General features: G+C 70.6%; 17 protein-coding genes and 1 riboswitch. Of the genes, 9 read left to right on the top strand and 8 right to left on the bottom strand.

The annotated features are described in order from the left end of the window. The first annotated feature begins 149 nt into the window (after nt 1–149). The 4 genes from AB0N66_RS05910 to AB0N66_RS05895 all read left to right on the top strand — a co-directional run bounded on the left by AB0N66_RS05910 (nt 150) and on the right by AB0N66_RS05895 (nt 4,676). Entirely contained in the window at nt 150–1,520 is a 1,371-nt protein-coding gene (locus AB0N66_RS05910) for a condensation domain-containing protein (RefSeq protein WP_365429301.1), read from the top strand. After that, entirely contained in the window at nt 1,520–2,581 is a 1,062-nt protein-coding gene (locus tag AB0N66_RS05905) for a polysaccharide deacetylase family protein (RefSeq protein ID WP_365429298.1), read from the top strand. Before AB0N66_RS05910 ends, AB0N66_RS05905 begins: the two co-directional genes overlap by 1 nt. A 34-nt stretch (nt 2,582–2,615) precedes the next feature. Then, nucleotides 2,616–3,899, top strand: coding sequence for an MFS transporter (locus tag AB0N66_RS05900; RefSeq protein ID WP_365429295.1), 1,284 nt, complete (start codon nt 2,616–2,618; stop codon nt 3,897–3,899). Nucleotides 3,900–4,037: 138 nt separating this feature from the next. Beyond that, entirely contained in the window at nt 4,038–4,676 is a 639-nt protein-coding gene (locus AB0N66_RS05895) for a 4'-phosphopantetheinyl transferase superfamily protein (protein ID WP_365429292.1), read from the top strand. A gap of 64 nt (nt 4,677–4,740) precedes the next feature. On the opposite strand, the gene AB0N66_RS05890 is transcribed toward AB0N66_RS05895, so the two are convergent. The 4 genes from AB0N66_RS05890 to AB0N66_RS05875 form a co-directional block, all read right to left on the bottom strand. Next, the gene (locus tag AB0N66_RS05890; RefSeq protein WP_365429289.1) at nt 4,741–5,787 is read right to left on the bottom strand and encodes a hypothetical protein; all 1,047 of its coding nucleotides are present in this window, start codon (nt 5,785–5,787) and stop codon (nt 4,741–4,743) included. 32 nt (nt 5,788–5,819) lie between these two features. Beyond that, nucleotides 5,820–7,760, bottom strand: coding sequence for a DNA/RNA non-specific endonuclease (locus AB0N66_RS05885; protein ID WP_365429286.1), 1,941 nt, complete (start codon nt 7,758–7,760; stop codon nt 5,820–5,822). Between the two features lie 155 nt (nt 7,761–7,915). Continuing rightward, nucleotides 7,916–10,129 (bottom strand): trypsin-like serine protease, encoded by a 2,214-nt coding sequence (locus AB0N66_RS05880; protein WP_365429283.1) that lies wholly within the window; start codon nt 10,127–10,129, stop codon nt 7,916–7,918. Nucleotides 10,130–10,181: 52 nt separating this feature from the next. Continuing rightward, nucleotides 10,182–10,724 (bottom strand): hypothetical protein, encoded by a 543-nt coding sequence (locus AB0N66_RS05875; RefSeq protein ID WP_365429280.1) that lies wholly within the window; start codon nt 10,722–10,724, stop codon nt 10,182–10,184. 389 nt (nt 10,725–11,113) lie between these two features. On the opposite strand from AB0N66_RS05875, the gene AB0N66_RS05870 reads away from it, so the two are divergent. After that, complete coding sequence (locus tag AB0N66_RS05870) at nt 11,114–14,485, top strand: ALF repeat-containing protein (RefSeq protein WP_365429277.1); 3,372 nt, start codon at nt 11,114–11,116, stop codon at nt 14,483–14,485. A 174-nt stretch (nt 14,486–14,659) separates the two neighbouring features. Here AB0N66_RS05870 and AB0N66_RS05865 read toward each other — a convergent pair whose 3' ends face one another. From AB0N66_RS05865 to gcvT, 4 genes are all read right to left on the bottom strand, one after another. Further along, the gene (locus tag AB0N66_RS05865; protein WP_365429274.1) at nt 14,660–16,027 is read right to left on the bottom strand and encodes an L-serine ammonia-lyase; all 1,368 of its coding nucleotides are present in this window, start codon (nt 16,025–16,027) and stop codon (nt 14,660–14,662) included. 141 nt (nt 16,028–16,168) lie between these two features. Beyond that, a complete protein-coding gene (glyA, locus tag AB0N66_RS05860; RefSeq protein WP_365429272.1) occupies nt 16,169–17,440 on the bottom strand; it encodes a serine hydroxymethyltransferase in 1,272 nt (423 codons plus the stop codon). A gap of 14 nt (nt 17,441–17,454) precedes the next feature. Continuing rightward, nucleotides 17,455–17,832 carry a glycine cleavage system protein GcvH gene (gene gcvH / locus AB0N66_RS05855; RefSeq protein WP_365429270.1) on the bottom strand — a complete coding sequence of 126 codons (378 nt, stop codon included), beginning with the start codon at nt 17,830–17,832 and terminating at the stop codon, nt 17,455–17,457. 156 nt (nt 17,833–17,988) lie between these two features. Then, on the bottom strand, nt 17,989–19,107 hold the full coding sequence (gene gcvT, locus AB0N66_RS05850) for a glycine cleavage system aminomethyltransferase GcvT (protein WP_365429267.1): 1,119 nt from the start codon (nt 19,105–19,107) through the stop codon (nt 17,989–17,991). Between the two features lie 147 nt (nt 19,108–19,254). Further along, a riboswitch (glycine riboswitch) is annotated at nt 19,255–19,351 on the bottom strand. A 268-nt stretch (nt 19,352–19,619) separates the two neighbouring features. Between gcvT and AB0N66_RS05845 the strand changes: the two genes are divergently transcribed. From AB0N66_RS05845 to AB0N66_RS05830, 4 genes are all read left to right on the top strand, one after another. Continuing rightward, nucleotides 19,620–20,288 (top strand): AAA family ATPase, encoded by a 669-nt coding sequence (locus AB0N66_RS05845; RefSeq protein WP_365429264.1) that lies wholly within the window; start codon nt 19,620–19,622, stop codon nt 20,286–20,288. Between the two features lie 128 nt (nt 20,289–20,416). After that, on the top strand, nt 20,417–21,220 hold the full coding sequence (locus AB0N66_RS05840; protein WP_365429261.1) for an enhanced serine sensitivity protein SseB: 804 nt from the start codon (nt 20,417–20,419) through the stop codon (nt 21,218–21,220). A 204-nt stretch (nt 21,221–21,424) separates the two neighbouring features. Continuing rightward, the gene (locus AB0N66_RS05835) at nt 21,425–22,219 is read left to right on the top strand and encodes an enhanced serine sensitivity protein SseB C-terminal domain-containing protein (RefSeq protein ID WP_365429258.1); all 795 of its coding nucleotides are present in this window, start codon (nt 21,425–21,427) and stop codon (nt 22,217–22,219) included. A 447-nt stretch (nt 22,220–22,666) separates the two neighbouring features. Next, nucleotides 22,667–23,665 carry an ABC transporter permease gene (locus AB0N66_RS05830; RefSeq protein WP_365429255.1) on the top strand — a complete coding sequence of 333 codons (999 nt, stop codon included), beginning with the start codon at nt 22,667–22,669 and terminating at the stop codon, nt 23,663–23,665. Nucleotides 23,666–23,696: the final 31 nt, after the last annotated feature.

The following is a 23,696-nucleotide window of genomic DNA, read 5'->3' as shown; positions in this document are numbered from 1 at the left end:
CGCCGCACGGGCGCTCACCCTGGCGGCCGGGCCGGTCGGCCGGCGGATGCCAGTCGCCGTAAGCACTGGGCCGGACCAGCCGGTTCGCCACGTTCGGCCCGGCTTCGACAGACATCGGACGAGGTAATCGAAGGGAAGGTTGGAACACGATGACCACGGTCAACGAGCGGACCATCAGGCTGGACTCCGCGAGGGCCGGGACCGGTCCGGCGACCTGGGGGCAGCGGGCGATCTGGGGGGTCGTCACCCGGCTCGGTGACGACGCCCCCCGGTACAACCTGCCCGTCGACCTCCCCGTCACCCCACCCCGCCCGGTGTCCCGCGTACTCGCGGACCTGACGGAGCTGCTCCTGCTCCACGACAGCCTGCACACCAGGTTCCTGCCGAACGGTGAGGACGGTCTTGAGCAGGTCGTCGACAGCAGCGGCGAGCTTCCGGTGGAGATCCGGACCTGCTCGCCGGCGCGGGCCCCGGAGGTCAGCGCCGGCATGCTGAAGGAGCTGGCCGGGCGCTCCTTCGACCACACGCGGGAGTGGCCCCTGCGAGTCGGCCTGGTGGAGCACGAGGGCCTGGTCCACCGGCTGGTACTGGCCGGGGCGCACACCGGCATGGACTACTGGGGTCTTGGCCGACTGCTCCGCGACCTGGAGTCGATCGAGTCGGGTGAGTCCGCCGAGGCGCTGCGCCTGGCACGCCCCGCCCTCCAGCCCCTGGAGGCCGCGGAGCTCCAGGCCTCGCCGCTCGGCCGTCGCCGGGACGAGGCGGCCCGCCGCTACTGGATCGAGCAACTGACCGCCGGCCCCCGGCAGATATTCCAGGACCCCGCGGCGCCGGAACTCGCGGCCGATCCGAACCGGCTGTTCCCCAACGCGCTGCTGCGCTCGCCCGCGCTGGCCGTCGCCGTCGGGCGGGTGGCGGCGGAACTTGAGGTGAGCGACGCCGCGGTGCTGCTGGGCGCGGTCTCCCACCAGCTGGCCAGGATGTCCGGGAGCAGCGACGTGCTGTTCCAGGTGGTGGTCGGCAACCGCTTCCAGCCGGCCGCCGCCGCGGCGGTCAGCACGGTGGCTCAGGAGGCCCTGTTCCGGCTCACGGACGCGGACCGGGACTTCGCGGACGCGGTACGGCGGACCCGGTCCGTCGCGTTCAGCGCGTTCCGGCACGCCGCGTACGACAAGTGGGCGCTGGACCGGGAGGTGGCGCAACTGGTCGAGAAGGGGGAGGCGGCCGACCACTCGTACTGGTGGAACGACACCCGTGACCCGGGCGTCGGGCCGTTCGACACCGTCGAGAGGCCGCGGGCCGCGCTGGGCGAGCTGATCGGCCGGACCGAGCTGAGCTGGCCGACGCAGTTCCCGGCCCGTAAGAACGTCTCGATGGCGGTCGACGCGTTGACCGCCCCGGGCGCCCTGGATCTCGCCATGACCGCCGACCCGGCGGTCATCGGCCGCGAGGGGATGGAGCAGTTCCTTCGTGGGGTCGAGCGGCTGATCGTCGCCGAGGCGATCGCGCTGGGGGACTGATGACCAAGCGATACGCGGGAATCGCCTGGACGGGCGAGGGCTACCGGGTCGAGGTCCTGGACGGCGCGGGACACCGGGTGGTGGAGCCGAGCGGCTGGGGTGGCGCCCAGGTCGCCGAACTCATCGGCTGGCTGAGGGGCTTGGACGACGGGGCGCCGGCCGTGGTCCTGGACAGCACCAACGGCCTGCTCGACGGTCCGATGACGGCGGCCGGTCTTGAGGTGTACCGCGCGGATCCCTGGCTGCTGCCGCCGCGGCCGCGGTTCGGCTCCGTGCCGGCCGAACAGCTGGCGGAGCAGGCCCGGACCGCACCCGGCGCGCTGGCCCGGGTGACCGCCGAGGGGGGCACCCTCACCGGCCGCGCCGAGGAGTACTTCGAAGGCGTACGGCGCGGCGAACCGATCCTGGCGGCGCTGACGGCGGCCGGACGCTGCTTCGAGCACGGCCGCCGGGACACCCCACGGGTCGCGCTCACCTTCGACGACGGCCCCGACCCGGTGCACACCCGTCAGGTGCTGGAGATCCTGGACCGCTACGGAGCCCGGGCCACCTTCTTCTGCGTCGGGCACCATGTCGCGGCACTGCCCGACGAGGTACGCCGGATCGCCGCGGCCGGCCACGAGGTGGGCAACCACTCCTGGTCGCACCCCTTCCTGTTCGACCTGACGCCGGATCAACTCCGCGAGCAGATCGACCGGACGGCGGAGGTGGTGGCCGAGGTCACCGGCGAGGCTCCGACACGGTTCCGGCCGCCGTACGGCGCGCTGAGCCCCGAGGTGCTGGCCGCACTGGAGGGTCATCGGACCACCCTGACGATGTGGGACGTGGACACCCGCGACTGGTCGAGGCCAGGGCCGGACCGGATCGCCGCGACCGTCCTGGAGGCCGCCGGACCCGGCTCGGTGGTGCTGATGCACGAGGGCGCAGGCGATCGCGGCCAGACCGTACAGGCCCTTCCCTCGATCGTCGAGGGCCTGCTCGACCGCGGCCTGGAACTGGTCCCCGTGGCGGAACTGCCCGCGCCTCCCGGCACCGCCGGCACGCAGCCACTCGACCGATGAAGACCACGATCAACGACTGAAGGACTGAACAGTTATGGAAGAACGCCTGGCAGATCACACTGCGGTGGTTACGCCCCCGCAGACGCAGGACGGGCCCGGCGGGGCGCTGTCGCCGGGGGAGCCGGCGATCTGGTCCCGTAACTTCCGGTACTACTTCACCGCACGCAGCGCGGGCCTGCTCAGCTGGGCCATGCTGCCGGTCGCGGTCGCGGCCGGCCTGCTCAGCGGCGGGTACGGCCTGGACACCGCGGGGTACTCGATGGCCTTCCTGGTCGCCCCGTTCGCCGGCCTGGTGCTCTTCGGCGGGGTGCTCGCCGACCGGTTCACCGCCCGCCGGATGATGATCATCGCGGATCTGGCCAACCTGACCGCCCATGTGCTGCTCGCCCTCCTGTTCATCCACGGCATCGACCACCTCTGGCAGCTGTACGCGCTGTTGGTGGTGGCCGGTACCGCCAACGCGCTGTTCCAGCCGGGCGCCTCCTCGACAGTCCCGCTGGTCTCCCGTGACGTGCAGGGCGCCAACGGAGTGCTGCGCACCTCCGAGGCGATCACCGGCCTCGGCGGCCCGGCGCTGGCCGGCACCCTGGTCGGGTTCGGGTCCACCGGCTGGGTGATGGTGATCTCCGCCGTCGCCTATGGGACCAGCGCGATCTGCCTGTTCGTGCTCCGACTCGGAAAGGTGCCCGCGCCGCCGGCCGGCGAGAGCCTGTGGCGCAACCTGGCGGTCGGCTGGCAGGAGTTCCGCTCCCGTAGCTGGCTCTGGGGCGTGATTCTGATCTGGATGTTCTACGCGGTGCTCTCCTGGGGGCCGCAGCTGTCGGTGGCCGCCGGCGTCATCGTGCCCGAGCACGGCGCGAGCGCCTTCGGTCTGGTCAACGCCGCGTTGGGCGCCGGCACCGTGGCCGGCGGTCTGCTGGCGATCCGCTACAAGCCCGAGCGGCCGCTCGCCGCCGGTGCCGTGGCGATGATGGCCTACCCGCTCTACCCGCTCGGCATCGTGCTCGGCTGGCCGGTCTGGCAGCTCGCCGCCGCCCAGGTCCTGGTCGGGATGGGGATCGGCGTCTGGGGCGTCATGTGGGCCACCAGCGTGCAGACCCAGGTGCCCGGCGAGGTGCTCAACCGCGTCCATGCCTACGAGGTAGCAGGCTCCGTCGGCATGTACCCGATCGGCAGCGCGCTGGCCGGCCCCGCCGCCGACGCGTTCGGCACCGACGAGGTGCTCCTGGTGGGCGTCGTGGTCGCCTTCCTCACCGCCACCGCTCTACTGCTCGCCAGCCCGATCCGCAACCTGCGCCGCGTACCGGACCGCACCTGATCGGACCGGGGCGGGACCGAAGCGGGGCCGGGGCCGACACCCGCCAGGCTTCCGTCGGCCCCGCAGGAAACCGACGGGCGGCCCCGCCGGTGGCGCACAGCCCCGGACGCCTCGCTCTCCTCGATCCGGAGGTCGCCTTTGCTTGAGCGCACTCCGGCCGAGGGCGTGCACTACCTGGTCGGCCGGAACGAGGAGATCCTCGACGCGCTGCCCGTCGCCGCGGTGGATCAGGCGGCCGCCGCGGAACTGCCGCCGTGGCGCGCCGTGGAGCACGCCGCTTCGCGGACCTTGCTGCGGGCCCTGCTGCGGGAGATCGGCGAGGACCTCCAGGGCGGGCTGGTCGCCGCACGCCGAAGTGGTCGGCCATACCTGCCGGATCGGCCCGATCTGGGCGTGAGTCTCTCGCACTCCTCCGGTTGGGTCGCCGCGGCCGTCGGCAGGAACCACGACGTCGGCGTCGACGTACAGACCCCGTCCCGCGTCAGCGACCGAATGCTGCGGTTCTGCTGCACGCCCGAAGACGTCGAAGCACTGACCGTCATGCCCGAGGACAGGCGCAGACGTGAGTTCGCCTGGATCTTCACCGCCAAGGAGGCGTGCGTGAAGGCCGTCGGCGCGGGTCTCTCCCGCCGCCCCTGGAGCGTGCCGGTGGCTATCGGACAGCAGACAGGCGACTGGGAGCGGGTCCGCTGGTGCGCCCCCCGCCGCCGACAGCCGATACCGGTCAGCTGCGCCTGGACCGAGCGGCCGGTCCGGGACGGAAACACTCAGAACTGAACTGTTCGGACAAGCAGCGGGGCGGCACGGTCAGAGCGGGTCTTCCCATGCGTTTCGGACTCGCTCACTGGACCAGTTCGATGTGCGGATGGTCCGGGGAGGCCGGGCAGACGTGGAGCTGTAGGTCGTAGCCGCCGGAGATGTCGATGAGGGTGAAGTTCGCGCGCTGGGTGCCGAGGAGGCGCGGAGTCGGGTTCGCCCGTTCCTCGTCGGGCATCCAGCTCTTGCTGCCGGAGTTCCATTCCGAAGACGCGATGGTGAGGAGCGGGGTCGTCTCGGTGCCGCATTCGGGGCAGGGGCGGGGCATGGGGTCGGTGAGGCCCCAGCGGGTCCAGCCGCCGATCTTCCACCCGGGGGCGTGACACAGGTTGCGGAAGTAGAACTCCTGCGGGTCCAGCGCGCCGGTGCCGTCCCACGCGAATCCGGCTGTCTCCCACCGGTTCACGTCGCCCAACTGCTGCTGCAGTTCCTTGCTCAGCTCCATGGGGCTGGGGTAGTCGGTGACCTGTTCCGGTGCGAGCAGGCACGGTTCCGGGAGGTACCAGTCGAACTGGATCACGGGCGGCTCGGGCGGGGCATCGAGGACGTCGGTGAGGGAGGCGGAGGAACGCCAGAAGATGGCGGTTCGCGGGTGTGCGAACTCCGAGTGGTCGCAAGGGCACCACAGGACCTGGAGAAGGTCGGCTCCGGGAGGGCCGACCGGGAGAGGGACGTCTCGGGTGGAGAGCTGGGCCACGGGAATCATGGGAATCGGGCCGTCGAACCAGGGGCGGCCACCGCGGAGCCGCTGCTCGATCTCCCGCTCCTCGGGCGTGATCGCGGGTGCCTGGGGGTCGCGGAGCAGGCGCTCGGCCGCTGCTGCACGGATGCGGCGCAGGAGCCTGATGTCGTCCGGAGAGTGCATCTCGTCTGTCGCTTCACTGTCGTGCGGCTCTTCGCAGTGGGGCCACGGCTCGTCGGCGGGCCACAGAAGCGGCCCGCCGACGGAGCTGTCGTGCACGGTCGGCGATCCGGGCCGCGGATGCAGCCGGGTCGCTGTCCTTGCCAGCGGGGCCAGTTGAGGGAAGAGCGCGGTCACGTCGAGCGGCCGCGGCGGGGTGGCGAAACTCAAGCTGGCTCCCGGTGACGCGAAATGGACTGTGATCAGTTACCGAGGTTGTACAGCCCGGTGTTCTTCAGGGTGTTGGTGACATAGACGTTGGGAAACAGCTCCTCGGTCGTCCCGTCCGCCCGTTCGATGTTAGCGCTCATGGTGACTCCCACCGGGATCGTGCTGGTGTCGTCGTTGTAGACGGGCGTCACCTGGTAGAAGATCGCGTCGTCCGGTCCGAAGGCATCGACGGAGCCCTGGATCAGCTTCTGTGCCATGGCCTCGTAGGTTCGCATGCTGGGTGTGCCGGTGTTCATCCCTGCCTGCCAGCACGGGGTGAGATTGACCTGTATGCCCCTTCCGCCGGTGATCTTCGGGATCAGGTGACACCGGGCCAGCCCGTTGGTGAGCGAGTTGTCAGTCTTGAATTTCTGCGCGTCCTGCCAGCCTGGGATGTCTCCCTGCGCATCGGTGCCCTCGGGGACCGACCTGTCCAGGCATGCCTGCGCCTGGGTCGGCCGGACTCCGACCGGGCCGAGCGGGTCGGTCGTCTTGTTGACGTGGGCGACCGTTTCGGTGGTGTTCAGGATCCATCCGGCGCCGTTGGGCAGCGCGTTGATCGGCGTGGTGTCCAGGCAACGGGCGTGCGGGCCGGTGTCCGGCAGAGTGAACGTCACCTCGAACTGGTCGGCGTCGATCACCCGCTGGGCCGTGAAGCCGTCGGCGAGCTGCGCGTCGGCGAACTGCTTGTCCGCGGCCGAGGCATGGACACGCACACAGGGCCGGGTCCGGTCCAGGACCCGGGCGTCGTTCAATATGTACGTGTCCCATTCGCCGTTGCCGAGGTTGGGGATCACCTGGACGCACTCGCTGCCGGCGGTTCCCCCCTCCCGCGTCTCGGCGAAGGGGAACTCGCCGCAGGTGTCGGTCTCGACGAGATCCGTCTGCGCCGTGAAGCCTCCGCAGGTGCTGGCTGTGCGGTCGGCCACGCCGCTCGTCGACCGGGTCAGCGGCTTTCCCTTGCCCCAGCCGTCGTTGAGGTTCCTCTGCGCCCACTCATAGGCGGCCACGGCGCCGCCGGGGTCGGTGCCCTGCGCGCTCATCGGCACGACGGCCATGACCGAGGGGACGGCACAGCCCGCCGACGAGGTGCCCCCGACCGCGTTGTCGCAGCGGATCTTGCGCGGGTTGTCCCACGAGGCGTTCGGGTCGACGGCCGTGGCCCCCGGGGAGGTCACGTACAGCTTGTACGAGGTGGTGAAGTCCACGCTGGTGTTCAGGGCGGGCGCCGAGGAGTAGGCGACGGTGCCGCTGAGGGACTGGCCCACGGTCAGGTCACCGCCGTACCAGGGCGCGGTCTTCGTCGTCGTGCAGCCGGTTCCGCAGGAGGCGCGGAACTTGGCGTTGAGGGCGGTGACTTCGCCGCTCGCACTGGTCATCGCCACCGTGACCTGCTCGTTCCAGGTCGTCCCCGTCCCGGGCAGGGTCGCGCTGGTCGAGACCTGCAGGGTGCCGCGTCCGAGCTCCTTGCCGTTGCCGTCACGCAGTATGTAGACGACGTTCACCCCGGTCACGCAGTACTCGAAGCGCTTGTAGGAGTAGGCGCCGGGGCTGGTGATGTCGCAGCTGCCAGTGGCGGCGGCCGCGGCGAGGGTCTGCTGTTGTGTCGCCGTGCTCTTGGCCGGGGCAGGGCTCGTGCTCACACATGCCTCGGCGGCGCCTGCCCGGCGTTCCTTCGAGCGTGCCCCCGTGGGCTCACAGTGCTCCCCGGAGTCCGCCGGGAAAGCGCTGGTTGTGGTGAGGGGCGCGGCCGCCGGCAGATCCGCCGGTTCGGCCTGGCCCACTTGTCCCGTCTGCGCTTCCGTCCCCTGCTGCGCATAGCTCACGCCGGGCGTGCCGAGCCCCAGCGTCACCACGGTCAGCAGGGCCAGTACGGCCGATCTGACCCGTATTCGTCCGGGCCGTTCGGGTCGTGTCGCGTGCTTGATCGTCATACCTCTCCTCTTGGCCGGGGGCATCGGACAACTGCCGATATCTCAGGGGACCTTGACCGGCTACCACGGCGGCACCACCCCGATGCGGAGCGCCGGGGTGGTGCCGTGGGACGAGCCCCTGGGAACCGGCCGAAGCCGGCCCCAGGGCTCATGGGTCACCGCGCCGCGTAGCCGAAGTCGGTGTCGGCGGCGGGGAGGCCGCCCGCGCCCGGCTGGTACGTGGTCACCGTGGCGACCGTGCCGCCGGCGGTCACGTTGGACAGGGGTAGCGAGTACAGGCTGCCGTAGGCCGAGGGGCCGTTGGGCATGCCGACGTACAGGTTGCTGCCGGTGTAGTGAAGGCTGCTGCCCAGTCGCTGGTTTGCGCCCGGGGTGCCGGGGATGCCGTCGCCGTCGCCCGCCTCCAGCCAGCGGTCGTTCGCGCCGGGCGTGCCGAGGAGCGAGAAGGTCTGCACGGCGCCCGCGCTCGTGGTGGTGCCGATGGCCTCGCCCGGGACGCCGACGGCCAGCTTGAGGGTGCCGGTCGTACTCACCGACCGCGGCGCGGTGTTCACCGCGGCCAGGGTCTGGCCGAAGTGGTCCCCGGCCTCGGAGACGCCGGAGACGTCGTCCTCGCCGGTGCCCGAGGAGTAGCCCTGTAGCTGGCTGTAGGTGCCCGCGGCGGTGATCCGGAAGGTCAGGACCCAGCCCGTTTCGGCCTTGTCCACGCCGTCGACGGCCAGGGTCTCGCCGGGCGAGCCGACTGCGAGGATCGACTCCGTGGCCGCCGCGCTCGCGGAGGGGCGGTAGGGGACCAGGGCCAGGGACTGGCCGAAGAGGTCGCCGGCCTCGGCGGCGCCGGAGACGGTGTCGAGGTCCTGGTCCAGGCCGAACAGCGGGGTGGGACGGCCCTCGGAGTTCAGGGTGTGCGCGAAGACAGCCAGGTTGCCGGCGTTGGCGTTGGAGCCGATGGCGTCACCGGGCGCGCCGATGGCGATGTGGTTGGCGTCGGCGGCGATGCTGGTGCCGAAGCCGTCGTTGGCCTCTGCCGCGCCGTCCACGCCGGTGGCCTCCTGGTTGACGGCGATGTTGGTGGTGCCGTGCAGGTAGATCACGCTGCCGGCCTTGGCGAGGGAGCCAAGGGCCTCGCCGGGCACGCCCATCACGACGAACGGCTCACCGGCGGCGCTGTTTCCCGCGGCCAGGGCCTGGCCCAGGCGGTCGCCGGTCTCGCTCGCGGAGGCGGCCAGTGAGCCGGTGCCCGCGCCCTGCTCGAAGTGGGTGTCCTTCTTGATGCCCGTGCCGAGGCCGCCGGTCGCGCCGTGCAGCACATCGACCATGCCGGCGTCGGCGACGGTGCCGAGGTCCTCCGCCGGGGTGCCCACGACCAGGTCGGTGCAGCCGTCCTCGTCGTAGTCGACCGTGGCGATGGCTGTGCCGAACCCGTCTCCTGCCTCGGCGGCGCCGGACACCCAGTCGACGTCCTGGTTGATCTCGGCGGTGCCCTTGCCGCCGCCGTACACGATCCGCACCAGGCCCGCCCCGGCGTCGCCGCCCACGGTGGCCCCGGGGTCGGAGATCGCGATGTCCTCGGCGCCGTCGCAGTTGAAGTCGGTGGCGGGCACCGCGTCAACTGTCGCGCTCACCCAGGAGGCGAGGTCGTCCACGCGGGTGACGACACCGCCGGTACTGGTCACGCCGGCGTCGATGCCGTAGCAGCCGCCCTGGTACGACTGGCTTGCGAGGGCGGCCAGTCGGGCTGTGCCGCTGCCGGCCCGGACCAGGGGGCCGCCGGTGTCGCCCATGCAGGCGGCGATGCCGCTCGTGCCGGTGACCGAGGCGGTCGTGGTGGCGGCGGAGTTCACGGTGAAGGCGCCGGTGTGCAGGCTCAGCGGTGCCCATTCGCTCGCGGTGCGGCCGTAGCCGGCGAGGGTGAGAGTCTCGCCGACGGTGGGCGCAGCGGTGGCCAGGGCGACCGGGGCCACGCCCGTGACCGGGCGGTTGAGGCGGGCCAGGACCGCGTCGCGGTCGGTGCGCGGGACCAGTTCGACGATCTCGCGGGCCGCGCCGGCGATGCCGGTCAGGTCGGAGCGGCCGATGACGGCGGTGGTCTTCACGGCCGGCTTGCCCGCGGGCACGCTCAGGCTGGTGGCCGGGTCGGCGGCGAAGCAACTGGCCGCGGTCAGCAGCCACTCGGCGTCCACGAGAACGCCGGAGCAGCCGCGGTCGTGATCGCCGAGGGTGATCTGCGCGGTGTAGGCGTAAGTGGTGTCGGCGGCGGCGACTGCGGGGCCGGTGACCGCGGTGGCGGGGGCGGCCGCGAGCGCGGCGGAGCCGAGGGTCAGGGCGGCGGCCAGTGCGGCGAGGCGCACAGGTCTGGCGTAGGTCATGAAGTCGGTTCCCTGGTGGGTGGTGGCGGATCGGGCAGGGCTCGGACGGGCGCTACTTGGAGGCCCGAAGTTCCAGGAGCGTCCATTCACGTGCCTGGTCGTCCGCGCTCTCGCCCACCGGGGTCCAGGTGTTCTTGGCGATGTCGTACGACTGCTCCTCGGTGCCGACCGTCATTTCCGCCTCGGTCGTGTAGTCGTTGCCACGGATGAGGTAGACCGACGGCAGTTCCAGGGTCAGCCAGCCGGAGTTGCCCTTGACGTTGAAGCAGACCTTGCTCCTGTCCCGCGCCTGGACCTCCAACTGGCCGGTGCCGCTCGCGCAGTCAGCGAGCGTGATGTGACCGTCACCCCGCTTGAGCACGATGTTCTGCTCCGCGAGGATCTTGTCCGCCTGCGGGTAGTCGAAGTTCTCGACCGCGTAGCCGGGGGCGCTGTCCGCGACGGTCGTGGCCGTGCCGGCCTCGGCGTGGGATCCACCGGGGACGCCGGCGGCCAGGGCGGCCCACGCCAGGGCGCCGACCGCCGCCGTGCCCAGGGTGCGGGCCAGAAATCTCTTACGCCGCGGCTGTGCCGCAAATGTGGTACGCGACTTCATCACTTTCCTAAACTCGTTGCTTCCGAATCGATGTCAGAAACGCGCTTCAAGGTAAATGTGAAGGAAATAGACAAAGTCGCGAGTGCTTCCACATCACTTCCCCCGCCTAGATGCCACCTCGCTTTCTCGGGTTTGTCCACTCCTCCAAAACCCATAAAACGGACGGCAGTTGGAGCTTCGGTGTGACGCTCACCACACCCTGGGAAGGGTTGTACGACTTCTATAACGAAGAGATAAAGAAAGTTTTCGGTGCCGGATTCTGGCCGCTTTTTCAATTCACGACGGCACATTGATTGCTCTGCGAACCTGCGTTTGTATGGTCACGTCATCACGTAGCCAACACATACGCCCCACCGGGGGCCACACAGAAACCACGGGGAACAATCCACATGCAGACGATCTTCTGGAGCCGCAGACGAGTGCTCGGCTCGCTCGCCGCTGTGACGGCTGTCGCCGCCACGCCCCTGACGTGGGCGCCCGTGGCCCGAGCGGCCGACGCGGCAGCGACGACGGCCGATCCGCTCGCGCTGCCGAACACCGCCCGGGCGAAGGTGGTCAAGGCCTGGATGACGGGTGGCAAAGCCACCAAGGCGGCAGCGGCCAACGCGCTTTTCGGTACTGATGCCGACATCAGTACCTTCCTCGCCCAGACGCTGCCGACGGTGACGACGGAGGACAACCGCGTCGCGATCGCCAGCTACCTCGCCCGCTCCGGCAAGGGCCTGCGCCGCGAGGCCGTCGCCGCTCTCGACAACGGTGACAGCTCCATCGCCGCCTTCCTCCAGGGCGGTTACGAGTCGGCTCTCCAGGAAGATCTTCAGGTGGCGACCGCCATCCTGTCGGCCACCGGCGGCAAGGCGGTCCAGCGGGATGCGTCCGCCGCCCTGAACACGGGTACTCGGTCGGCGCTGGAGGCCTTCCTGACAGAGGGCCAGTACTCCGCCCGTCTGGAGGACTCGCAGCTTCAGGTCGGCGCCATGCTGGTCAACGCGGGGCCCGAGGTGCGGAAGTACGCGAACCGCGCCATGGACGGCACCGCGACGGACATCCAGTGGTTCCTCGACACCGGCCAGCACATCGCCCGCGCCCGTGACCAGGAGTCGGCGACCATCGAGGAACTCGTCGCGGTCGTCGACCGGGAGGGTAAGCGCGCCCAGGCCGAGACCGACCTGGCCGTCGAGGCGTCCGAGCGGGCCCAGGCCGCCGCGGCCGCGGCGAAGGCGGCGGCGGAGGAGGCCGCGGCCGAGGCCGCGGCCGCCAAGGACGACGTACAGAAGTCCGCCGCGGCGGCCCGCAAGGCGGCAAGCGCGGCCACGGGCGCGGCGAACGCCGCCCGTATCGCCATCAACGCATCCAACGCGGCCGTGAACGCCTCCCGCCGCGCCTCCTGGGCGGCCACCGCCGCGTCCCAGGCCGCGTCCGTCGCCGGTGGGGCCGCGTCCCGTGCCTACAACGCGGCCATCGCCGCCTCCAAGGACGCGAGCAAGACCCAGGCGGCCAAGGACGCGGCGGTCGCGGCCCGCAACTCCGCCGCCAAGGCCCGTACCGCGGCAAAGGCCGCCGACTCCGCCCGGGCCGCCTGCGCGCAGTCCGTCAGCGCCAGTGCCTCGGCCGCCTCCGCGGCCCGTAACTCCGCCGCCGCCGCCACCGCCGCCGCGCAGGCCGCCGCCGCGTCCGGAGCCGCCCAGTCGCAGGCCGCCGAGGCCAAGCGGCAGGCCGCCATCGCCACCGCCGCCGCCAACCGTGCCACCAACGCCGCCTCCACCGCCCAGGCCCTCGCCAACGCGGCGGCCTCGGCCTCGGCCGCCGCGCGGGACGCCGCCAACTCCGCTGCCGCCCACGCCGAGAAGGCGGCCGCCGCCGTCGACGAGGCCGTGGCGAACGCGGGCAAGGCCATCGACTTCGCGAACAAGTCCACCGCCCACGCCGGCGAGGCCGTCAAGGCCGCCGACACCGCCACCAAGGCCGTGACGGACGCCATGGCGGTCGCCAAGGCGGCCCGGGACGCGGAGCTCGCGCGCCTGGAGCAGGAGCGGCTCCAGGGCCTGGACGAGGCCCGGTTGCTGGGCGAGATCGAGGCGGAGGAACTGGCCGAGTACGCGAACAAGCGAGCCCAGGAGGCGCAGACCGATCAGGCGACCAAGGACCTGATCAGCGGGGCCGAGAAGGCCCTGTTCACGGACGGCGACCTGTCGCTCGCCGGCACCCTGGGCCGCAAGGCCGCCACCGCGCTGCTCGAAGCCAAGGGCGCCTGGACGCGGGAGGCCGCCCAGTTCGCGCTGTCCGGCAGCGACGACGACGTGTTCTCCTGGATCGACCTCGACCGGGGCGTCGCCCAGGGCCAGGACGACCGGGAGACCGTCCTCTACATCGCCCAGGTGTCCAACCCCACCATCGCCAGGGCGGCACAGGCCGCGCTGGAGAGCACCAGCTCCACGGCGGTGGGCGACTTTCTCACCTCCGGGGTGATCAAGGCCTCGAAGGACGACAACCGGGTGCAGATCGGCCGCATCCTCGACCAGAAGCCCGGCAAGGCCGTCACCAAGGCGGCCAACGACGCGCTGGACAAGAACACCCCGGAGGCCTTGCAGGACTTCTTCGACCGCACCTACCCCGCCGCCGTACGGGAGGACGACGCGGTCGAGACCGCGACCTCGGTGGCGAACGGAGGCGACTACACCAAGGCCTACGGGGACGTCGCCCTGGAGGGGCCGACGTGGATGCGCCGGAACTTCGTCCAGGTCGTGCAGCACTCCTCGGCCCAGCTCGACCACGACTCCGCCACCCACGTCGCGGCGATCCAGGGGGCGATCGCCGCCGCGGCCAAGACCGCCTACACAGCACAGCAGAACGCGGCGCTGGCGTCGCAGGTGGCGGCGACCGCCCGCCAAGCCGCCGCGGAGGCCCAGAACTGGGCGAACAAGGCCATCGCCGCGGGGACGAAGGCCGGCGAGTACTCCGACCAGGCCCGGCAGAACGCCGACGCGGCGGACAAGTCGGCCGCGGACGCGCAGACCTCGGCGAACAAGGCCTCGGCTGCCGCGACAACGGCGCGCAGCGCCTCCCGCTCGGCCAACTACTCCGCGAACAAGGCGATCGACTCGGCTCGTTCGGCCCTGAACTCCGCCTACAACGCCCAGGCGTCCGCGGCCAGCGCGCGCCAGTCCGAACTCGAAGCGGGCCGGGACGCGGCCACGGCGGCCGCGGCGGCGAACCAGGCACGCGCCATCGTCATCCAGAAGCGCCAGGAGGAGGCCCGCGAGGCCGCCCGTGAGGCCGCCGAGAAGGCGCAGGAGGACCGGAACAACGGCAGCAACCCGGCCGACAACGACGCCAACGACGACGTCAACCAGAACGGCAGCGGCTCCGACAACGACGAGTGGTACTCGGACGCCGGCTGGTGGGCCGACGCCTTCAACTACGTCAGCATCGGAACGGGATTCATCGCCGCCGGCCTCGGGCTCGCCAGCCTCGTCTTTCCCCCGTTCGCCGTCATCGGTGTCCCGGCCGCGGCGATCTTCGGCGGCATCGCGATGGGAGCCGGCGCGCTGAGCACCCTGTTCACCGGCATCGAATACGGCTTCACCAGCGGCGAGTTCGCCTGGTCCGCGGCCGGCACCGCGCTGAGCCTGGTCACCTACGGCCAGTCCAAGTGGATCACCCCGGTCGCCAAGAGGGTGGCTCCCGCGGTGAAGCAGATCGCGGAGGAGGGCAAGGAGCTCGTCTCCTCGATCACCGGCGACCTGTCGTCGATGTTCTGACCACCGTCCCGGGACAGCAGGGCGGCCGTTCTTTCACGCTTCGAGGTGTCGAGCAACGTCGCGTGAAGGAACGGCCGCCGGCGAAGAGTCTCGCCCCTGAACAGCCCGATGACGCCGCGCTGGGCATCCTGTGGTACTTCAGCGCGCGGCGTACCCAGGTCAGGGCCCACTTCCTCAGCACTCGATGATGTTCACCGCAAGCCCGCCCCGGGCCGTCTCCTTGTACTTGACGCTCATGTCCGCGCCCGTCTCCTTCATGGTCTTGATGACCTTGTCGAGGGAGACCTTGTGGGAGCCGTCGCCGCGCATGGCCATTTTCGCGGCTGTCACGGCCTTCACCGCGGCCATGCCGTTGCGCTCGATGCAGGGGATCTGGACGAGGCCGCCGACCGGGTCGCAGGTGAGGCCGAGGTTGTGCTCCATGCCGATCTCGGCGGCGTTCTCGACCTGTTCGGGGCTGCCGCCGAGGACCTCGGCGAAGGCGCCGGCGGCCATGGAGCAGGCCGAGCCGACCTCGCCCTGGCAGCCGACCTCGGCGCCGGAGATGGACGCGTTCTCCTTGAAGAGCATGCCGATGGCTCCGGCCGCGAGCAGGAATCGTACGACTCCCTCCTCGTCGGCGCCCGGCACGAAGTTGATGTAGTAGTGCAGGACCGCCGGGATGATGCCGGCCGCGCCGTTCGTGGGGGCCGTGACGACCCGGCCGCCCGCCGCGTTCTCCTCGTTCACCGCCATCGCGTAGAGGGTGATCCACTCCATCGCGTGGGCCAACGGGTCGCCCTCGGCGCGGAGTTGGCGGGCCGAGACGGCGGCGCGGCGGCGGACCTTGAGGCCGCCCGGCAGGATGCCCTCGCGGGACATGCCGCGCGACGTGCATGCCTGCATGACGCGCCAGATCGCGAGGAGCCCCTCGCGAATCTCCTCCTCGGTGCGCCACGCCCGCTCGTTCTCCAGCATCAGCGCGGAGATCGACAGTCCCGTCTCGCGGGTCAGCCGCAGCAGCTCGTCGCCCGTACGGAAGGGGTACTTCAGGACCGTGTCGTCCAGCTTGATGCGGTCCTCGCCCACCGCGTCGTCGTCGACCACGAAGCCGCCGCCGACCGAGTAGTACGTCTTCTCCAGCACGAGTTCGCCCGAGGCGCCGTACGCGAAGACCGTCATGCCGTTCGCGTGGTAAGGCAGCGTCTTGCGGCGGTGCAGGATCAGGTCGTCGGAGAAGGAGAAGTCGATCTCGTGCTCGCCCAGCAGCTTGAGGCGGCCCGCCGACTTGATCTCCTCGACCCGGCCGTCGGCGCCCTCCACGTCCACCGTCCGGGGTGAGGCGCCCTCCAGGCCGAGCAGCACCGCCTTGGGGGTGCCGTGCCCGTGGCCGGTCGCGCCCAGGGAGCCGTACAGCTCGGCGCGTATCGACACCACCGAGTCCAGCACGGCCTCGTTGCGCAGGCGCCGGGCGAACATGCCTGCCGCGCGCATCGGGCCCACCGTGTGGGAGCTGGACGGGCCTATGCCGATCGAGAACAGGTCGAAGACCGAGATGGCCACGGGAACTCCTCAAAACAAGGTGGTGCAAGGGGGTGGGCGCCGCGCACGGCTGATGTCCAGTGTGCGCGGCGCCCCGAAGAAACGTACGTTCCGGACGAACCCAATGGTGAAACGCAGGAAACGCGTGAAACGTACGAACTGCTACAGACCGGGGTACAGCGGGTGCTTGTCGGTCAGGGCTGCCACCCGGGTCTTCAGCGAGTCGACGTCGTACGACGGCTTCAGCGCTTCCGCGATGATGTCCGCGACCTCGGTGAAGTCCTCGGTCGTGAAGCCGCGGGTCGCCAGGGCCGGCGTACCGATGCGGAGACCCGAGGTCACCATCGGCGGGCGCGGGTCGTTCGGGATGGCGTTGCGGTTGACCGTGATGCCGACCTCGTGGAGACGGTCCTCGGCCTGCTGCCCGTCCAGCTCGGAGTTACGCAGGTCTACCAGGACGAGGTGCACGTCCGTGCCGCCGGAGAGCACGTCCACGCCCACGGCCTTCACGTCGTCCTGGACCAGCCGCTCCGCCAGGATCCGCGCACCGTCCAGCGTCCGCTGCTGGCGCTCCTTGAAGTCGTCCGTCGCGGCGACCTTGAAGGAGACGGCCTTGGCGGCGATCACATGCTCCAGCGGGCCACCCTGCTGGCCCGGGAAGACCGCCGAGTTGATCTTCTTGGCGAGTTCGGCCGTGGACAGGATCACGCCACCGCGCGGGCCGCCCAGCGTCTTGTGGGTGGTGGTCGTGACGACATGGGCGTGCGGCACGGGGTTGGGGTGCAGGCCCGCCGCCACCAGACCGGCGAAGTGCGCCATGTCGACCATCAGGTACGCGCCGACCTCGTCCGCGATCCGGCGGAACTCGGCGAAGTCCAGCTGGCGCGGATACGCCGACCAGCCCGCCACGATCAGCTTCGGCTGGGACTCCTTGGCGAGCTTCTCGACCTCGGTCATGTCGACCTGGCCGGTGGCTTCGTCCACGTGGTACGCGACCACGTTGTAGAGCTTGCCAGAGAAGTTGATCTTCATGCCGTGGGTCAGGTGCCCGCCGTGCGCGAGGTTCAGACCCATGATCGTGTCGCCCGGCTTGAGCAGCGCGAACATCGCGGCCGCGTTGGCCTGGGCGCCCGAGTGGGGCTGCACGTTGGCGTGCTCGGCACCGAAGAGCGCCTTGACGCGGTCGATGGCGATCTGCTCGATGACATCGACGTGCTCACAGCCGCCGTAGTAGCGGCGGCCGGGGTAGCCCTCGGCGTACTTGTTGGTCAGGACCGAGCCCTGGGCCTCCATGACCGCGACCGGAGCGAAGTTCTCCGAGGCGATCATTTCGAGGGTGGACTGCTGGCGGTGCAGTTCGGCGTCGACGGCGGCGGCGACGTCGGGGTCGAGTTCGTGGAGGGGCGTGTTCAGAATCGACTTGGGTTCAGACATGGGGCTACGACTCCTCAGCCGGCGGTGAAAGCGGTGTACTCGTCGGCGGAGAGCAGGTCGTCCGGCTCGTCCGCGACGCGCACCTTGAACAGCCAGCCGCCCGCGAAGGGGGCCGAGTTGACCAGCGCGGGGTCGTCCACCACGTCCTGGTTGAACTCCACGATCTCGCCGGTGACCGGCGCGTACAGGTCGCTCACCGACTTGGTCGACTCCAGTTCACCGCAGGACTCGCCCGCGGTCACCGTGTCACCGACCTCCGGAAGCTGGGCGTAGACGACATCGCCGAGCGCGTTGGCCGCGAACTCGGTGATGCCGACCGTCGAGACGCCGTCCTCGGCGACCGACAGCCACTCGTGCTCCTTGCTGTAGCGCAGCTGCTGGGGGTTGCTCATGTCCTGAATTCTCCTGTACGCGGGGGAGTGCTGATGACGGGGGGAGGGGTGATGAGCAGGGCGGATGTGCCCGGTGTCACGTCTGGCGGATGTGCCCTGCTGACGTCCGGCCACCGTGACCGCGAGCGAGCCCGAAGCCCGGCCTGTGGGCCAGTCTCACTTCTGGCGCTTGTAGAACGGCAGCGCCACGACCTCGTACGGCTCGTGACTGCCCCGGATGTCCACACCCACTCCGGCGGTACCCGGAGCGGAGTGCGCGGCGTCGACGTAGGCGATAGCGATCGGCTTGCCCAGTGTCGGGGACGGGGCGCCCGAGGTGACCTCGCCGACGACCTTGCCGTCGGCGACGACGGCGTACCCCGCGCGCGGGACGCGACGGCCCTCGGCGATCAGACCGACGAGCACCCGCGGGGGGTTCTCAAGAGCGGCCGCGGCGGCTTCGGAGAGCGCGTCGCGCCCCACGAAGTCGCCCTCCTTCTCGAACTTCACGACCCGGCCGAGGCCGGCGTCGAAGGGGGTGAGCGAGGTGCTCAGCTCATGCCCGTACAGCGGCATGCCCGCCTCCAGGCGCAGGGTGTCCCGGCAGGACAGACCGCATGGGATCAGGCCGACGCCCTCGCCCGCCTTGGTCAGCGCCTGCCACAGCTCCACGGCGTGCGCCGGCTTCACGAACAGCTCGAAGCCGTCCTCGCCGGTGTAGCCGGTGCGCGCGATGAGCGCCGGGACGCCCGCGACCGTGCCGGGCAGACCCGCGTAGTACTTCAGGCCGTCGAGGTCGGCGTCGGTGAGGGACTTGAGGATGCCGGGGGATTCCGGTCCCTGTACGGCGATCAGCGCGTACGCGTCACGGTCGTCCCGCACGACGGCGTCGAAGCCCGCCGAACGCTCCACGAGCGCGTCCAGCACCACCTGGGCGTTGGAGGCATTGGCGACGACCATGTACTCGGCATCGGCCAGCCGGTACACGATCAGGTCGTCGAGGATGCCGCCGTCCGCCTGGCAGATCATGGTGTACCGGGCGCGGCCGGCGCCGACCGAGGCGATGTTGCCGACCAGCGCGTAGCTGAGGAGTGCGGCGGCCTGGGGCCCGCTGACCGTGATCTCACCCATGTGCGAGAGGTCGAAGAGGCCGGCCTTCGTGCGGACGGCGATGTGCTCGTCGCGTTCGGAGCCGTAGCGCAGGGGCATGTCCCAGCCCGCGAAGTCGGTCATCGTCGCGCCGAGCGAGCGATGCAGGGCATCGAGCGCGGTGTGACGGGGTGCGTTACTGCTCATCGGTGGGGCTCCCAAGGCATGACGGCGAGGTCGTTCCTCCCCATCTGTCATCGGAACCTGAGAGGTTCATCACGACCCCGCGAAACGGTGGTCATGACTTGCACCTTGGGTGGGGCCACTGGTCAGCGGCCCGCTTTTCAGATGTGCCTCGCCCGCGCGGTACGGGGCCTGAGAGATTCAAGGGAGGGACTTGCTCCTTCGGCGCCCAGGGCGACGTGCCCCGGGACTCTCCCGCGCGGATTCAAGCGGCCGGTATGCAGTTGGCGCGCACATCATTGCACGCATCCCGGAGACACGGGAGGGGCACCTCCGAACACCCCCCTCACGGCAGCCCACGGCACCCCACGGCAACCCATGGCGACCCGCGGCAACCCACAGTGACTCACAGCGCCTTACAGTGACTTGTAACCAGCCTGTGGCAGACCGATTACGGAAACAGGAAGCACCGCGCATTACCTTCTCTTTACACTCGGCGGGGATGGGACTCCAGACCCATGGGGAGGACGATCACGGTGAACAGGACCACGGCGTACGCGACATCGACGGGTCTCGCGCTGCCCAAGCAGCCCGGTGCCCCGGCCAGGGAGGCGTGCGACCCGCTCCCGACTGCTGTCGTCCGCGACCTCAGGGAGCGCGCGGGACACAGCCCGCACGGCCTGCACTTCGGCAGCTCCGACGTCGTCGTGGTCACCGGACTCCCCGGCAGCGGCAAGTCGACCCTGATGCGCCGTGCCGTCTCGGGCCCGCGTATCGACTCGCAGGACACCCGCGACCGTTGGGACGGACGGATGTCCCGCTGGCTCCCGTACGCGCTCTACCGCCCCCTCGTCCGCCTCGCCCATTACACGGGCCTGCACCGCGCGTTGCGCTCCGGCGCCGGAGTCGTCGTACACGACTGCGGTACGCAGGCCTGGGTCCGCCGCTGGCTCTCCCGCGAGGCCCGCCGCCGTGGCGGCGCGCTGCACCTGCTGCTCCTCGATGTCACGCCCGGCACGGCGCTTGACGGCCAGCGCGAGCGCGGCCGCGGCGTCTCGCGGTACGCGTTCGGGCGCCACCGCGGCGCGGTCACCCGGCTGCTGCGTTCCGTCGAGAAGGGCGACCTGCCGGAGGGCTGCGGTTCCGCGGTGCTCATCGACCGGGACGCGGCGGACGTACTGCGCCGGATCGACTTCGGCGGCTGAGAGCGGCTGAGAGCGGCGGGGAACCGCTGAGAGCGGCCGAAGCGGCGGAGATTCCGTACAAGCCCACTAATCTAGCCAGCCGGAACACCGGAACAGTGGTTCACAGCAGGCGGTAGACAGGTAGGCAGATGGACTTCCCCCAATTCCCCGACTTCCCCGGCCTCCCGGCGCAGGCGCACCCCCATCCGCACGGCGGATGGCCGGGCAACGAACTGGAGGAGGTGCTCGCCGCGTCCCTCGGCGTGCCCGCGGGGCACTCGTCGGGTGCCCGCATCGTCGAGGTCCTCGGCCGCAGCTTCGTCTGGGTCCCGCTGCCGAACGGCGGCGGGACGCAGAGCGGCCCGCTCGACCTGCCCACGCTGGAGATCGCGGGTCAGGCGTACGTCCCTGTCTTCAGCTCCGAGGAGCAGTTCCGCCAAGTCACCGGCGGGCACATGTCGTACACGATCGCGCCCGCCGTCGAGTTCGCCCGCGGGCTGCCCCCGCAGGTCGGCATCGTGGTCAACCCGGACGGCGTGGTCGGCGTACCACTGCCGCCCCTCGCGGTCGCCGAACTGTGCCGCGCCCGGCGTACGCCTCTCGACGGGTCCGCGAGCGGCGGCCGGGTGCGGCTCTTCGAGCCCGACTGGCAGGACGACCCGGTGGACTTCCTGTCCGCGGCCTCCGCCGAGTTCGCCGGGACCGGCGTCGTGCTGACCGCCCGCCGCTGCCTGGCCAGCATCGAGGGCGGCGCACCCGTGATGTTCATCGGCGTCGAACTCTCGCTGTGGGAGGGCGAGGCCCGCACGCTCCCCCTGGACGCGCTGGGACGTGCGCTGGGCCGGGTCCCGGTCGACCGCCCCGTGAACCTGGTTCTCCTGGACATCACCCAGGACCCGGTGGGCGACTGGATGCGCGAGCGGGTGCGGCCCTTCTACCACCGGGGTCACTAGGAGCGCCCCGTCAGGGGCGCGGGGCTGTGACATTGTGCGGCTCCGCCGCGTGGGCGCGAGCAACCACAGCCGGCCCGCGGTCGCGGACGGCAGCAAGTCCCGAGCTCTTACGCGGCTTTCCGAGCGGAGCGTCCCGCACCGGTGTCAGGGTCGCCGCTTAAGCTGGTTTCATATCCGGGGCAACTTCGCGAAGGGGCGGTACAGGTGAGCGCCAGCGGCACCGCGGCCGGGCAGGTCGAGCACATGCTGCGCCAGGTGACGCCCGGGCGTTACGACGCCTACGAGGCGCTCCTGCGCGCGCTCGCGGCCCCGTCGGCAGGCCAGGTCTGGATGCTGCTCTGGCACGGCCAGTCCGGCTCCCCGGACGCGCAGTACGGAAACATGCAGGTGGACGGCTTCGGGTACGCGCCCTGTGTGACCTCCGCCCAGGAGCTCTCGGCCAGCGGCTGGAACCGTTCGTACGAGGTCGTCGACGGCCTCGACGTCGCCCGCACCCTGTACCCCGACCAGTTCGGCCTCTGGTTGAACCCGCACGCCCCCGGCGGCGGCGTCGGTATCCCCTGGCTCGATCTGCGCCGTATCGCCACCGGCCTGGAGCGCCAGCCCGCGGGCCCGCTCAGGCTCTCCGAGCCGGGCATCGAGATCCCGCAGTTCTACGCCCTGCTCACGCAGAACGCGCACCGCACGTCCGCCGTGCGCTCGCTGCGCCGCGCCTGGGTACAGCCCGCGCTCGGGGCGCCCTATCTGGCCATCGGTCTCGATGTGTACGACACCTCGCCGCCGGCCGTCGACTCGGTGCGGGCGATGATGCAGCAGTCCATCGGCGCGGTGCCGGACGGGCTGCCCGTCTCGACGGTCGCGATGTCCGACGAGTACGACCCGGTGGCGATGTGGCTGCGGTCCAACGCGCGACCCTTCTACGACCGTGAAGCCCATGCGGCTCCGGCGCAGGCACCGGTGGCCGGTGGCTACGGCTATCCGCAGTCCCGGTCATACTGATCCCTGTTCCACCGCTGAACCCATCCTGGCCCCGCCACGTCCTGATTTCCGCATGCCGTGACCTCGCGTCTGACCTGCGGCTCGACAGACGTAAGGGTTGGATGTCCCCTTTGAGGCTGACACCAGCCTAAAGGGCGCCTCATGGCCCCTTCCACCCCAACTGCCCCGTGTCCGCCCCGCGTTACCCACTGTTCGGATAACGGAATCCCCTTAACCGCATCACGGTTGCGCATACTTTCACCGCCAGACCTGGCACGTGATCGTGGCGGCCATGAAGACTCCCGTGCAGACATGGGGTCATCGATCCTGTGAGTGAGTGCAAGTCGAAGTAACAGCCCGGGTCTCCAGGCCGCATCATCTGCGGCCGCTCCCGGCATGCAAGTGAACCAAGCCGCAGACAGCGGCAGGCGTAGGCCGGTCACCACCGGTCAGAGGGGTCGGGTCATTGTGACCGCACCGATCGAGACCACCGGGTCGGAGACGGAAGTGCAGCCGGAGGCTGTGCTGGCCGGAGTCGACAAGGGGCAGATCGAGGGCCGTTCCCTGGGGCAGATCGCCTGGACGCGCTTCAAGCGCGACAAGGTGGCGGTCGCCGGCGGTGTCATTGTGGTGCTGCTCATCCTGCTGGCGGCGCTCTCGCGCCCCATCCAGGCGCTGTTCGGGCTCGACCCGAACGCCTTCAACCAGGACCTGATCGACCCCAACACCTCGCTGCCCCTGGGCGATTTCGGCGGGATGAGCTGGGCGCACCCGCTCGGCGTGGAGCCGAAGTTCGGGCGCGACATCGCCACCCGCATCCTGGAGGGCTCCTGGGTCTCGCTGGTCGTCGCCTTCGGTGCCACGATCCTCTCGAACGTGATCGGCACGGTCCTCGGAGTGGTCGCCGGTTACTACGGCGGCCGGGTCGACACGATCATCAGCCGGCTGATGGACACCTTCCTGGCCTTCCCGCTGTTGCTCTTCGCCATCGCGATCTCCGCGACGCTGCAGGGCGGCGCGTTCGGCCTCGAAGGACTCCCGCTGCACATCAGCGTGTTGATCTTCATTATCGGCTTCTTCAACTGGCCCTACCTGGGACGCATCGTCCGCGGCCAGACCCTGGCCCTGCGGGAGCGCGAGTTCGTCGACGCCTCCCGGGGGATGGGCGCGAGGGGACCGTACATCCTCTTCCGAGAGCTGCTCCCGAACCTGGTCGGCCCGATCATCGTCTACTCGACGCTGCTCATCCCGACCAACATCCTCTTCGAGGCGAGCCTGAGCTTCCTCGGCGTCGGCATCCAGCCCCCGCAGGCGTCATGGGGCGGGATGATCAGCGAGGCGGTCACCTACTACCAGGTCGATCCGCAGTTCCTGATCGTGCCCGGCCTCGCGATCTTCGTCACCGTGCTGGCGTTCAACCTGCTCGGCGACGGTCTGCGCGACGCTCTCGACCCGCGCAGCCGCTGACCTGTGGCAGCGCCGAGCGTCCATCAAGTTT

The sequence above is a fragment of the Streptomyces sp. NPDC093544 genome (assembly GCF_040683495.1).
In the GTDB taxonomy this organism is placed as follows: domain Bacteria; phylum Actinomycetota; class Actinomycetes; order Streptomycetales; family Streptomycetaceae; genus Streptomyces.
The sequence above is the reverse complement of the archived record's forward strand: the minus strand, read 5'-3'. Positions and strand labels throughout refer to the sequence as shown.

Coding starts and splice junctions, on each gene's coding strand:
- AB0N66_RS05910 (WP_365429301.1), top strand. CDS start 150: ATGACCACGGTCAACGAGCGGACCATCAGGCTGGACTCCGCGAGGGCC.
- AB0N66_RS05905 (WP_365429298.1), top strand. CDS start 1,520: ATGACCAAGCGATACGCGGGAATCGCCTGGACGGGCGAGGGCTACCGG.
- AB0N66_RS05900 (WP_365429295.1), top strand. CDS start 2,616: ATGGAAGAACGCCTGGCAGATCACACTGCGGTGGTTACGCCCCCGCAG.
- AB0N66_RS05885 (WP_365429286.1), bottom strand. CDS start 7,760: ATGACGATCAAGCACGCGACACGACCCGAACGGCCCGGACGAATACGG.
- AB0N66_RS05880 (WP_365429283.1), bottom strand. CDS start 10,129: ATGACCTACGCCAGACCTGTGCGCCTCGCCGCACTGGCCGCCGCCCTG.
- AB0N66_RS05875 (WP_365429280.1), bottom strand. CDS start 10,724: ATGAAGTCGCGTACCACATTTGCGGCACAGCCGCGGCGTAAGAGATTT.
- AB0N66_RS05870 (WP_365429277.1), top strand. CDS start 11,114: ATGCAGACGATCTTCTGGAGCCGCAGACGAGTGCTCGGCTCGCTCGCC.
- glyA (WP_365429272.1), bottom strand. CDS start 17,440: ATGTCTGAACCCAAGTCGATTCTGAACACGCCCCTCCACGAACTCGAC.
- gcvH (WP_365429270.1), bottom strand. CDS start 17,832: ATGAGCAACCCCCAGCAGCTGCGCTACAGCAAGGAGCACGAGTGGCTG.
- gcvT (WP_365429267.1), bottom strand. CDS start 19,107: ATGAGCAGTAACGCACCCCGTCACACCGCGCTCGATGCCCTGCATCGC.
- AB0N66_RS05840 (WP_365429261.1), top strand. CDS start 20,417: ATGGACTTCCCCCAATTCCCCGACTTCCCCGGCCTCCCGGCGCAGGCG.